Annotated in this window: 12 protein-coding genes; 6 read left to right on the top strand and 6 right to left on the bottom strand. The window is 44.6% G+C overall.

The annotated features are described in order from the left end of the window. Positions 1–24 precede the first annotated feature (24 nt). Both FC96_RS05535 and FC96_RS05530 read right to left on the bottom strand, forming a co-directional pair. Positions 25–1,209: an amidohydrolase gene (locus FC96_RS05535; RefSeq protein ID WP_056942303.1), complete on the bottom strand. Its 1,185-nt coding sequence runs from the start codon at positions 1,207–1,209 to the stop codon at positions 25–27. Between the two features lie 72 nt (positions 1,210–1,281). Further along, positions 1,282–1,980, bottom strand: coding sequence for a DUF554 domain-containing protein (locus FC96_RS05530; RefSeq protein ID WP_235804725.1), 699 nt, complete (start codon positions 1,978–1,980; stop codon positions 1,282–1,284). Between the two features lie 273 nt (positions 1,981–2,253). On the opposite strand from FC96_RS05530, the gene FC96_RS05525 reads away from it, so the two are divergent. Continuing rightward, positions 2,254–2,880 (top strand): LysE/ArgO family amino acid transporter, encoded by a 627-nt coding sequence (locus FC96_RS05525; protein ID WP_235804724.1) that lies wholly within the window; start codon positions 2,254–2,256, stop codon positions 2,878–2,880. An 84-nt stretch (positions 2,881–2,964) separates the two neighbouring features. Beyond that, on the top strand, positions 2,965–3,792 hold the full coding sequence (locus FC96_RS05520; protein WP_056942301.1) for a helix-turn-helix transcriptional regulator: 828 nt from the start codon (positions 2,965–2,967) through the stop codon (positions 3,790–3,792). Between the two features lie 60 nt (positions 3,793–3,852). Here the strand turns inward: FC96_RS05520 and FC96_RS05515 are convergent, their stop codons facing one another. Continuing rightward, positions 3,853–4,140, bottom strand: a complete 288-nt coding sequence (locus FC96_RS05515) for a putative quinol monooxygenase (RefSeq protein ID WP_054660254.1) — start codon at positions 4,138–4,140, stop codon at positions 3,853–3,855. 167 nt (positions 4,141–4,307) lie between these two features. Between FC96_RS05515 and FC96_RS05510 the strand changes: the two genes are divergently transcribed. Continuing rightward, a complete protein-coding gene (locus FC96_RS05510; RefSeq protein WP_056942300.1) occupies positions 4,308–4,745 on the top strand; it encodes a hypothetical protein in 438 nt (145 codons plus the stop codon). A 51-nt stretch (positions 4,746–4,796) separates the two neighbouring features. Here FC96_RS05510 and FC96_RS05505 read toward each other — a convergent pair whose 3' ends face one another. From FC96_RS05505 to FC96_RS05495, 3 genes are all read right to left on the bottom strand, one after another. Next, on the bottom strand, positions 4,797–6,419 hold the full coding sequence (locus tag FC96_RS05505; protein ID WP_056942299.1) for an ABC-F family ATP-binding cassette domain-containing protein: 1,623 nt from the start codon (positions 6,417–6,419) through the stop codon (positions 4,797–4,799). Positions 6,420–6,546: 127 nt separating this feature from the next. Next, positions 6,547–7,095 carry a TetR/AcrR family transcriptional regulator gene (locus tag FC96_RS05500; protein WP_056942298.1) on the bottom strand — a complete coding sequence of 183 codons (549 nt, stop codon included), beginning with the start codon at positions 7,093–7,095 and terminating at the stop codon, positions 6,547–6,549. A 375-nt stretch (positions 7,096–7,470) separates the two neighbouring features. Next, a complete protein-coding gene (locus tag FC96_RS05495; RefSeq protein WP_056942297.1) occupies positions 7,471–8,877 on the bottom strand; it encodes a C69 family dipeptidase in 1,407 nt (468 codons plus the stop codon). Positions 8,878–9,011: 134 nt separating this feature from the next. Here FC96_RS05495 and FC96_RS05490 point away from each other — a divergent pair, with 134 nt between their 5' ends. The 3 genes from FC96_RS05490 (at position 9,012) to FC96_RS05480 (ending at position 12,665) form a co-directional block, all read left to right on the top strand. Next, complete coding sequence (locus FC96_RS05490; RefSeq protein ID WP_054660246.1) at positions 9,012–9,782, top strand: glucose 1-dehydrogenase; 771 nt, start codon at positions 9,012–9,014, stop codon at positions 9,780–9,782. A gap of 872 nt (positions 9,783–10,654) precedes the next feature. Continuing rightward, the gene (locus FC96_RS05485; RefSeq protein ID WP_056942296.1) at positions 10,655–11,797 is read left to right on the top strand and encodes a ThiF family adenylyltransferase; all 1,143 of its coding nucleotides are present in this window, start codon (positions 10,655–10,657) and stop codon (positions 11,795–11,797) included. Beyond that, positions 11,790–12,665, top strand: a complete 876-nt coding sequence (locus FC96_RS05480) for a hypothetical protein (RefSeq protein ID WP_056942295.1) — start codon at positions 11,790–11,792, stop codon at positions 12,663–12,665. The genes FC96_RS05485 and FC96_RS05480 overlap by 8 nt, the downstream gene beginning before the upstream one ends. The last annotated feature ends 27 nt before the right edge of the window (positions 12,666–12,692 follow it).

The raw sequence follows: 12,692 nt of genomic DNA, 5'->3' as shown, positions 1-12,692 counted from the left end.
CATCCTCATTCGGTCGATTTTTACTTAGCGATTTAGATAGGCTAAAACAGCGGAACCCGCTGCTTTGGCCGCAATGATCAGGCAATCTTCGTTCATCATGAAATCGGGACTGTGGTGAGGGTGATTTTGACCGTCCGACGTTTGACAACCGACATAGAAGAAGGTGCTCGGTTTTTCTTGCGCAAAATAGGCAAAGTCTTCTGATGGGTCTTGCGGACCGCAATCATAGACCGATTCGACTTCTGGTAGATGAGCGGCCTTGATGCTATCAACGACGGCTGTGGTTAACTCTAGGTCGTTATCCAAAACGGGATAGTTATCATCATAATCAAGATCCGCGGTCACGCCATACATGGTTTCAATGCCATGAATGATTTGGGTAATTTGATGGCGGATGGTCTTGCGGGTGCTCTCCTTCATGATGCGGACGTCGCCCTTTAGGGTCACACTTTGCTGGATTGCATTATAGGACCCAGCGCCGTCAAATGAACCAATGGTGACGCTGGCGGTGTCAAAGGGGTCAATTCGCCGGGACACAATGGTTTGTAACGCGGTGACGAGGTAGCTTCCCGCGACAATGGCATCGTTTGATAAGTGCGGCATTGACGCATGGCCACCCTTACCGGTTAGGGTCACTTTGAAATTAGCACGGCCTGTTTGGGTTTCATTGAGATGGTAAGCCACAGTCCCCGTCTTCATCGAACTCATCACGTGGAGCCCGATAACGTTATCAATGCCATCTAACACGCCATCTGCAATCATGGACTTCGCTCCGCCAGGGGAGACCTCTTCAGCGGGCTGGTGCAAAATTCGGATACTGCCTTTTAGTTGGTCCTTGTGCGCCCACAGATGTTTGGCCAAGACCATTAAATAAGCGGTATGCCCATCATGGCCACAGGCGTGCATCACACCGTCATTTTGTGACCGGAAAGGTAAATCGTTAGTTTCCTGAATGGCCAGCGCATCAAAATCGGCTCTTAGCGCGAGGTGCCGTCCGGGGTTGGCCCCCACAATATCGACGACAAACCCAAAACCATCACCAAAGTCAGTGGTGGGCATGTTTAAGTCAGCATAGTATTTTTTGATGTACGCAGCTGTCTGCTTTTCTTGGAAAGAAACCTCAGGGTGAGCGTGCAAGTGGCGCCGAATAGCAAGAATTGCTTGCTTGTCATCGTCAAGTTCCTGCATGAGTTCAGATTGTAAGGACATGGTGTCATTTCCTCCTAGATATTAGGGTTAATACTAGCGTAGTGCCTAACCGGGCAGATGGCAACGATGAAGTTAGAACAACGCAACGTAACCCACGACGACCAGCAATCCAGGGAGCATATTAGCGACGCGAATTTTAGTATCAAATAATAAGTTAATACCAATACAAAAAATCATCATGGACCCGACGGTTGAGATGCCAGCTGTCATAGCAGGGGTCAAAAACTGGTTAATCAGGACAGCTAAGAAAGTGACTGTTATTTGAAAAACGAATACCGGTAAGGCTGAGAAGGCTGCACCGAGGCCAAAACTGGCGGTGTAGATGGCGATGATAACGCCGTCTAAAATGGCTTTTGTGAACAACATTGTTGGATCGTGTTCTAAGGCGTCTTGAATCGGCCCGATAATAACCATTGCTCCCACACAAACGGTTAATGTGGCGCTAACGAAGCCTTCGACGAATAGAGAATCACCACTGGCACCTGCCCGTTTTCGAAGCCAGTTGCCTAAGTGGGTAAACCAAGCGTCAATTCCTAACAACTCGCCAATGAGGCCTCCTAGGGTTAGTGAAATGGTGACCATCAAAGCGCCCTGAGTGCCAATGGTGTGGCCGTTGATCACCAGCATATGGCTGAGTGTGCCACTAATCCCAATGAAAATTACCGAGACACCAATCGCCTGAATAATGGTCTTTTGTAATTTATCGTTTAGTAATCGTTGGAAAAGAAACCCTAACAGGCCGCCAACAATGATGGCTAAGGTGTTGACCACCGTGCCGATTCCTGTAAAATTAATCGCTACCGCCTTCTTTACAATGTTTACTTTTACGCTAACGGACTTTCACATGAAAGTCAAAGTGAATTTTAATCTTAAGCCTTTGACAGGGTTGTGCGTATCCGGTAGAGTATGAGTTAATCAATAAATCGCTGTAAGGTGGCTATCATCGGGTAGTCGCAACAGGCATCTTCCGTGACCGTAGATTAAGGCGCTTCGACGCTAAAAAGGTGACGGTGGATGCCTTTTTAGATTGAGGAGGATGTTGTTTTGGTCGCGACGATTATTCAAGGAATGATTATTAGTTTTGCATTAGTTAGTTCTATCGGCATGCAAAACTTGTTTGTCTTTAATAGTGCGGTTAGTAACCGCTTGAGCCGGGCGCTGTTGATTGCGGTGTTCGTCTGGATTGCAGATACGACACTCACCCTCATCGCGTTTTTGGGCATGGGTGCGTTGATTTCGCGGTATTTCGCCCTTAAGCTAGCCGTTATGGCAATTGGCGGGCTCGTGGTCATTTGGATGGGCTGGGGCATTTGGCGTTCAGCGAATTCAGTTGGCCTAGGAAATGACCAGCAACAGCTAACGCTTAAGCGAGCATTTTTTAGTGCTTGGGCGGTGGCCTTCGCGAATCCGCAGGCCATCATCGATACTGGCGTCAGCTTAGGCGCCTTTCGGAGCACGTTGACCGCCGCTCAAGCCGGCCCGTTTTTATTTGGCGTTGTGTCGGCAACGGCTATTTGGTTCTTTGGTGTGACGCTGATTATCAGTGCGCTGAAATCACGCTTACCTGATAAATTCATGCGCTGGGTTAATTTGATATCCGGTGCCATCGTCATGCTATACGGTGCCGGGTTGGTCGTGACGGCGGGACGGATGATTTTGGAGCTACTGTAAAAATATCGGTTGGTATGCCATAATCGATAGAAAAGTTGATTCATTTCAGTTTTGAGTCATCCTCACCGTGAAAGGGGCGTCATTATGGGTCACACAATTGGCCATATTTTAAGAGTGCGTCGGAAGGAGCTGAAATGCTCACAAGCTCAAATTTCCGAAAATATTTGTTCTCAATCGATGCTTTCGGCTATTGAAAATAATCGGTATACCCCTAATGCAGAGCTCCTAATTGCTTTATGCCAACGGCTTGGCGTCTCTTTGGAGAGGCTCAGCTTAGCGGAAAACTACGCGATTGGGAACCAATCGGCACTGAATGATCGGGTTGTCGCACTGTGCAATCATCATGATTATCAGAAATTACTCAAGTTTTTACTGGATGAGGCGGTTGTTGAATCCGTTCAGACGGCTGCGCAGACACAATCTTATTACTACTATTTAGCCGTTGCTCAATTACAGGGGACAACTCACTTTCAGCCTACCGAAGTCAAACGTTCGTTGCATTTATCGTTAGCGAGTGCAACCGTATCACAGCAGGCATTAACGCGGCTGGCTCAAGTCACATTGGCCTACGTTGCCGCGGTGTCAGGCCAGAAAAAAGAGGCGTTAAACCAAGTGCATTCAGCGCTCAAGAAGATGAGTGATGCCCCCTTTGATGAGAACTTAAACGTGGTATTTTACTTGGCGGCCGTCGTTTATTACAGATTAAGCCTAGACAAAGAAAGTTTTGTTCTAATGACAAGAGGCGTGGATTTTATTACCGCCAATAATTCTCATTACATGTTAGCAAATAGTTATTATCTTCTTGCGCTAATTGCAAAGCGACTGGGGGACCGGCACCAGCGACAGACGGCTGCTGACCGGTCAGCCTTTTTAGCCACGTTATTTAACGAGTCAGTCTATAAGTTTGATTAGTCGCAAAAAAGCCCCCAAATTAAATTTCGGGGGCTACATTGCGGCGCATTATCATCGTAACTATTCGGTATAACCCATCCGAATAATCACCGGATCGGTCGTTAAGAAATCACTGACACCGTTCAAAAATGTTTGAAAGTGTGGCGTGTTGTTGTGAAAGGCCACAGCATCGTCATCTTGCCAATGTTCAATAATCTCGTAATCTGTATCACTGCCGAGTTTCTTAAAGTGGTTGTAACTGATGTTACCCGGTTCGCTTCGGGAACCTTGAACTAGCTGGTCGATAAAGGCTTCATAGCTTTCCTGTTGTCCTGGTTTGACGGCTAAGTCGACGTTGATGACTTTCATAGTTTAACCCCCCTTTTGAATATCTTTATTATTGGCCTACTAGTCGCGTGTTTCAAGGACATTAAAGTTCCGTTCAATCTTATTTGGTAAATATTAGTATTCTGATTATTAAAAATAGCGAGTCTTGGATATGCTGAAGACATTCTTAAAGAGGAGTGTGAACAGCTATGCAGGACTTTTTTGATAACACAATTGGCGTTCAGGCGCGTGCTTCAGTAATTAGCCAACTTTTACTTAATAGTGCAGCGTTGGTACAATGGGATCCCGAAATTCGGTCGGTTAGCGCCCTAAACAGTGACGGTGAATTTGAACTTTTTAGAGGCCACAGTGCGATTAATCGATCAGAAAAACTGACCATCTCGGCTAATGACACCGCAATCAACTATCGGGTAAAGGGGGATCGGTTATCCTATCAGGTGCAATTCCAGTTAACGGCGAAGGGGGAAATGACGGTTGTCAACGAATCCGTGATGGTCGAGACTAGTCCAAAGTTGAACGTGCCTCTGACCCTTTTGCGGCCAATTGCTCAGCACGCTTTTATGACGAATTTGCGAGGACTGGCGAACTTGGCTGAAAGATGGTCGGATAGTGAGGCCCCTCAATGATCAAGTAATGACAAAAAAAGCAAGCGATTTTTAGTCGCTTGCTTTTTTAAATTAATAAAGTTTTTCAACTTGAGCCTGTGCGGCCTCGTGAGCGATGAATTCGTCGTAAGAGGTGTCGGCACGGTCAACCACGCCCTTAGGGCCCACTTCGATGATGTGGTTAGCGATGGTTTGGATAAATTGACGATCGTGGCTGGTGAAGACCAGAGAGCCGGTAAAGGCGATGAGGGCATCGTTTAAACTTGTGATGCTTTCCAGGTCTAAATGGTTGGTTGGATCGTCCAAAATCATGACGTTGGCTTTACTTAGCATCAACTTAGACAGGTAGCTCCGAACCTTTTCGCCCCCGGATAAGACGTTGACTTGTTTGAGAACCTCGTCACCTTTAAACAGCATTTGGCCTAAGAACCCCCGCAGGAAGGTATTATCGCTTTCTTCCTTGCTGGCAAACTGGCGGAGCCATTCCAAAATGTTGAGTTTCGGGTCGTCGAACTCAGGGTTCAAATCCTTTGGCATGTAAGCTCGGTTCGTCGTGACGCCCCACGTCACCGTCCCGCTATCGGGTTCCAATGCGCCAGCAATGATTTGCATCAAGTAACTGGCTGTGACATCAGACCGCGACACAATGGCGGCTTTGTCGCCAGGACGCAGAATAAAGCTGACGTTATCGAGCACTTTTTGGCCGTCAATGGTCAAGCTGACGTTTTCAACTCGGAGTAAATCATTTCCCAGCTCGCGTTCGGGTTTAAATTGAATGAACGGATACTTCCGGGAACTTGGTTTGATATCATCCAACGTGATTTTATCCAGTTGTTTCTTGCGGGAAGTCGCTTGCTTAGACTTGGAAGCGTTGGCTGAGAACCGCGCGATGAATTCTTGCAACTGTTTAATTTGTTCTTCTTTTTTAGCGTTCGATTGGTTGCGTAACTTCTGTGCGAGTTCGGAACTTTGTTGCCAGAAGTCGTAGTTCCCAACAAAGAGTTCAATTTTACCAAAATCGACATCACACATGTGAGTGCAGACCGCATTTAAGAAGTGACGGTCATGGCTGACAACTAAAACGGTGTTTGCGTAATCAGCAAGGAAGTCCTCCAGCCAATTAATGGTCAACGGGTCCAACCCGTTGGTCGGTTCGTCTAACAGTAAAACATCTGGTTGGCCAAATAAGGCTTGAGCAAGCAGCACCTTGATCTTGTCGTTTTCGACGAGATCTCTCATGAAGAGGTCGTGCATTTTCTCGTCGATGCCCATGGATTGGAGCAACTGACTGGCGTCACTTTCGGCGTTCCAGCCGTCCATTTCAGCAAATTCGCCCTCTAATTCAGCAGCCTTTAACCCGTCTTCATCGGAGAAGTCGGCTTTAGCGTACAGGGCATCTTTTTCCGTCATCACATCGTATAGGTGTTGGTAACCCATTAAGACAGTGTTCATGACAGTTTGATCATCATAGGCAAAATGATCTTGTTTGAGGCTACTCATTCGCTCGTTTGGTCCCATTGTAACGGAACCGGTCGTTGGCGTTAATTGGCCCTCTAAAATCTTCAGAAAAGTGGATTTACCAGCGCCATTTGCGCCGATGATGCCGTAACAGTTACCTGGTGTGAACTTCAGGTTAACGTCGTCGTATAGCTTTCGATCAGAAAAGCTCATTGAAACATTGCTTACAGTTAACAATTTATTACCTCTCGATTTCGTGTGCGTGGTGAACAATGATGACTACAATCTTAACAAATAAGCGCAGGTGCAACAAGTTTTCACACGGCGCACGAAAATTGAGCGACTGATTTCGACATCTGTCACGTTAACCAAGAGTTGTAAAGGCATTCAGGTCGTTCAGGGTTTTAAGAACGGCCTCCTTAGTTGGGGTGGTCTTGTGATCGACCACGTATTGCATCAGGGCCGTGCAAATGCCAATGATGATGTACACTTCGATTTCGGGTGTGTCAGCATCTAGCTTTTGATGAATCGTATCGCGAATATTTTGGCGCGATACTTTAGAAAATGTGGCTGATAATTCTTGTTGCGCAACCCTTAAAATATGTTGCTTACTAGAGATAAAAGGCGCCAAGTCATTGATTAGAAATTGGGTTAATTTATCACTACTTTGATATCCGATTGAGAATGGCGGTTGCTTTTCGATTAGCTCGGCAAATTCCCCAAAAAAGTCGGCAATCATGTGGTCCATTAAATCGTTTTTATTCTTGTAGTGACGATAGAATGTGTGACGATCGACTTTCGCCCGATTTGTCACATCAACAATTTTAACGGCATCCAATCCCTTTTCTAAAATCAACTCTGCAAACGCATTTTCAATAGTCATTTTGGTTTTGATAACACGAAGATCTTGCATAGTTGTTACTCCTTAAAACAAGTTAATGAATCAAACAGACATAGCACTTAGTATTATAACCCATATGCAATTATTTGTGCGACAAAATAGACAGATTGTATACTAGGTTAAAAATGAACGGTGTTAACTATTTTTTAATGAGGGTATCTATAGACACTTTTAGCAATGGTTTATCGCTGATTAATAATGTTTAATCTATTGATTATTTTTATCAGCAGTCTCGGGATTGTTTAGGACTGATATGCAGGTTGAGTACTAAACGGCGAGAAAAATTCAAATGTTTTAAGCTAGTATCGAGTCCTTATTTATTAACGACGCAAAAAAAGACGATAACAACGTGAGCGTCATCGTCTTTTCCATTAATTTCAAATTCTGTTAATCGTTAAGCGTGAATTGTAATTTCATTTGTGGTTCGCCAAGGGCCAGCATTTGGCCGAGGAGCTTATTGGCGTTTTTGACGTATTCGTCTGCCATTTGTTGGTTGATGCTGCCAAGGTAGGCCTGACCATCGTTTTGGTCTTGATAGGCTTTGTCAGCGGCTATTTGTAAATGTCGACAAGCAGCCACCGTGTGTTCCTCGAAGAGGTTTTCTTGATCTTCATAGAGGCCAAAATTGCTGTCACCCAAGAGGGCTAGGACGTTGTTTAACCAGTAAACCTTGGTAGGATCGGATTCAGTCGTCGTATCCCGGAAGCTAGCTGGCGTGTCGGTGACGTTGGCGTAGAACGGGACAACAGCATTGAACGTGTTAGGACCAAAAGCTAACCAGTGGATACCCGCAATTTCAGCGGGCACGTCGTTGCGAATTTGTAAGATGTGGAGTTCTTGGTTCCGGTTGATGCCGATTGGTCTAAACTGTTTCTTCTCACTTTCGGTGCCGGTGCCGTATGGGTCATACGGCGTGTTTTGATAATGAGAGCTCAAGACGAACTTAAGGTCTTCCACGCTGATTTTTTTGTCCGTCCGGCAAATGAAGGGAAGGTCTTGGTCAATTGGTAGTGTGTCGAATTCTGGGTTGAAGAACTTTTGGCCGTACCAAGCACGCGGGTTGTTATATCGGGTGTCCTTAATGGTGGCACTACCGAAAATGTGGCGAAGATTAACGCCTTCCGTGTCTGGATTTAGATGGTAAGTGTCGATGAGATCTGGCAGGTCCTTAGCGTACAAGGCATCTGGCGACTGGAAGTTGTAGTCGTCAATGTTAAAGCGGTTTGGCGCGACGACGTAAGCGTCATCGGGAATTTTAATTGCTGCCCAGTGGTGGCCAGCAATTGATTCGAAGTACCAGACTTCATCCTTGTCCGAAAAGGCCATCGCATTAAGCTCGTAGGTCCCGTACTTTTCCAACAGGGCACCGAGTCGTTCAACGCCTTCACGAGCCGAGTGAATATAAGGAAGGACGATGGTGGTGAAGTCTTCTTCACCTAAGCCGTCGTCGACCAGTGGGTCAATCCCCAAAATGCGGGCGTTGCTCGTAATGGTCTCCGTTGCGGTCATCGCGACGTTATCACTATTGATACCAGCAGCAGCCCAGATGCCGGCTACCGGGTTAGCGTCTGGCGTGCTAGTGTAGCGCATTGGATTAGCTGGTAGATCCATTTCGACCTTGCTGAGTTTGGCTTGGTAATGGGTGGGCTGTTCGCTGGGATTGACGACTACAAACCGCTGGGGATTCAGTGGTCCTGCGCCGTCTTCGTTCCGGGCAATCATGGTTGAGCCGTCAATGGTGGCTTTCTTGCCGACCAAAATAGTGGTACATGATCCTTTTTTACGCTTCAACAATTCAATCACTTCTTCTGTTTAGATTTACGAGGTCTATTGTAGCGCCGTGCGGTATAAAAAGCGAACGCCATGTGATCGGAACCGGGAATTAGCAGTAAAATGAAAACGGATACAAAAAGAATGGAGTGATGGTGATGACAGCTAAATTAACAAACAAAGTCGCAATTGTAACAGGAGCCGCTTCAGGAATGGGGAAGGCAATCGCTGAGGCATATGCACGAGAGGGTGCAAGGCTTGTTTTAGCCGATATCAATGCGGAATCACTAGCTCAAGTTGTTGATGAGATTACTCAAGGCGGAGGGACAGCGACGAGTATTGTCACGAATATGGCCCAAGAAGCGGATGTTGAAGCAATGATCAAGCAGGCAACGACGACTTATGGTCAGCTTGACATTCTCGTCAATAATGCTGGGATTATGGATAATTTTAAAGCCGTTGGGAACGTGACTGATGAACTGTGGCAACGGGTTTTAGCCATCAATTTAACGGGCCCATTCATGGCTAGTCGGGCTGCTATTCGTGTCATGGAAGATCAAGAAACCGGGGGCGTGATCATCAACAATGCGTCCGTTGGAGGTCTGTTTGGTGCCCGCGGTGGTGCAGCCTATGCTGCTTCCAAACACGGGCTAGTCGGACTGACTAAAAACATCGCGGCCACCTATGGCACATTTGGCAATATTCGAGCTAATGCAATTGCACCTGGTGGTGTCGCCACTAATATCGGGAATTCAATTACTGACCCGGATCCGCTAGGGGGTCAAGCCATTGCTGCAACGGGCTCTCAAACGGCTCCAATGGGTCAGCCAGAGCAAATTGCGAACGTGGCCGTGTTCTTAGCATCAGACGATTCGAGCTTTGTTAACGGTGATGTGATTAAGGCTGATGGTGGGTGGACGGCCCGGTAATTTTAAAATGTTTCACGTGAAACATAGACTGTGTATGATAAATGGTTATTAGATCAACGATTCAACGGAGTTTTAAAACTACGTGGCACACTTTTGAAACTGCTGGTTGGATTGCGATCAGACCTGAGAGCTTATTGTCTGCATCAGTATCCGTATTGGGTAGAGATGCCCGTATATCTCCAAAGTCGTGTTGATATCCTTGTTCTCAAGTCGGTTACGAATAACTAGTGGATTGTCACCCAAGCTGATCAGCAATGATACGTGTGAGTGACACAGTCCATGGAAGGTAGTAGGTCGAACATTAACCTTATCGGGATAGTCTTTTTAATAATGTTGGCTGAATTCTTGACTGGCATTGGACCCGACAAAATAAAAAGTAAACTAACTATAAGACATTAATTTTTGATCCTCATACCAATCCAGTAACCCGGCATTGGTTTGGGGACCAATTTTTATATTGACCGCATTGTGAGTTCAAAAATAAAAACAGTTATCATATTGCTTTTATTCTTATTTACATAAATGCAAAACGACAAGACAAATTTGCGTCATTCGTTACATTAAAACGGTCAATTGTGACGTTATAGCCAAAATAAAAACATTCAGACATATCATAAATATATACCAATGACGTGTTCATAGGTATTAATCAAAATACTTGGATAAGAGGGCGTGAAGCTTGATGACAGTTTTGCGTGAAAGGAGTTGGCGGTCATGAAGAACATTACAGTACGTAAAGCAGACAAAGTTGACGCAACAGCATGGTGGATTGTTATCTAATTACAACTAGTGCTAATCATTGGCGAGGTTATCTTTAACTTAAAGATGATCTCGCCAACTTTTTTTAACGCAAAATATACTAGGAGGAGCATATGAAATACAACAGACCACGAATCAAGCCGATTTATCCCCTATATCGTCTTGATAAAACCTATTTTAGGATTGGTGCCCAGTTAGGAATCACCGTTGAATTTGGGGATCCAGAAGGACAACTCTACAGTCTAGCTAGTAAGTTAAATGGACAAAAAGTTAGTGATATTGTAGTAGAAATGCAAAAAAAATTTCCAGAATTAACAGTTGATGACATTATATCCGGTATTGACTTATTAGATGAAAATAATGTCCTTGAAGAGACATTGCCTGATGAAACTGATGAAGAACGCTACCTCCCAAATATCAGTTACTTTAGCCGCTTTGTCGGTATGAATGGAAATCGTTTTGAGGTACAAAGGAAGATACATGAAAGTACGATTCTCTTACTTGGACTTGGCGGTGGTGGATCCAACATATTAACATTATTAGCTGGATTGGGGCCAAAAAAGATCATTATTGTCGATTATGATCGTGTGGAAATGGGTAATCTAGGTCGCCAATTTCTGTTTCGTGAAGCTGATGTCGGTAAACTGAAAACCGAAGTAGCTAAAAAAGCCATTAACGAAATGAACTCAGATGTTGAAATTGAAGTACACAATCAAAAAATTCAAAGCCCAGAAGATATATTACAGTACACAGATGGGGTTGACTTAGTAATTTGCGCAATCGATGAGCCGCCGTTTATCATTCATCGAGTTGTTAACAAGGCAATTGTGGCGGCTGATTTACCTTGTGTATTTGGTGCTTCACAGGTCAGCCGTGGACGTGTCTATACTGTGATTCCATATGTCACTGGATGCTTTGACTGTTTAAATTTGAATTTTAGTAAACATGATCCTAAATTTTTAGATCAATTTGTGGGTTTCCGCGAAGTTAATTTCAATCCGCCTTCAATTGCGTACGGGCCGGGCATGTTTCAGTTAGTATCTTCAATTGTTGATGAAGCAATTAGAGTTTTAACACGGTATGCCAAACCGCAAAGTCTGGGTACACAATTTGAAATTAATTATGAGGATGGGTCGTCTTTCACCCATCATACGTGGCCCCGTTTTGAAGATGAATGCCCGACATGTGGTAATGGTAGTGCTGAAGACTGGCAGATTTTCCAATACTATCAAAACAAGGGCATCAAGTATGACTGATCAACCAGAATTAAATCCAATCTTAGGACGAAGGCTGAGAGACAACAACTGGATTCTATTAACCAGCAAAGCAAAACCAATCATTGTAGATGAAAAAATATCGACAAAACTATTGCACGGAGATGTTGACTCATTTTCAAACAATGAACACTTTATGACGACCCTAAAAGATATGGGCTTTCTAAAAGATTCTGATGAGCCCGTACCGAGACCCATCGTTGAGAGTAAATCTACTGGTTGGATAATCGCTAGAACTACATTTCTAATAATAGGTATTATATCAGCACTTTATGTTGGTTATACAACCTTAATTAGAGGAATCCCTACCGGGAACTTGCTTATTGCGGAACACATAGGTTTACTGGAAAACATTATTTTTATTGTTTTATTTTCAATAGTAACGACGATAGCTCATGAATTAATGCATTTACTGTTTGGGCAATTAACTCCTTCAAAAGCGGGCTTACACATCTCTGCGAAGACGGCAGTAGCGAAGGTTTCTCTATCACACGTTTGGGTATGGTCACGGTTAGGTAGAACTGCTGCAGTTTCGGCAGGTGTTGTACTTGACCTGGTTGAATTAGCTGTACTATCAGGGCTGTGGTTATACAGTGATGCTTGGTTTTTACCAGTTGCTTGCGCTATTTTATGGGTAAGAATTCTATGGCAGCTTAGGATTCACAAGCGGACAGATGGACAACTAGTGATTGCAATGATCTCAGATAATCCTTCAATGCTTGCTGATTTGAGAAATAAGCGAACAGCGGAAATTACGCTAATCAATATTTTAGGTAGAATGATGTCGATTCTAATTATTGTAGGTTGGTTGCTACCCTTGATTATGCGTATTTATCGGCTGATTCGTTAGTAACCGCGAAGGAGGTTGATCAATCTA

It is taken from the genome of Secundilactobacillus kimchicus JCM 15530 (assembly GCF_001433995.1).
Taxonomy (GTDB): Bacteria; Bacillota; Bacilli; order Lactobacillales; family Lactobacillaceae; genus Secundilactobacillus; species Secundilactobacillus kimchicus.
The sequence above is the reverse complement of the archived record's forward strand: the minus strand, read 5'-3'. Positions and strand labels throughout refer to the sequence as shown.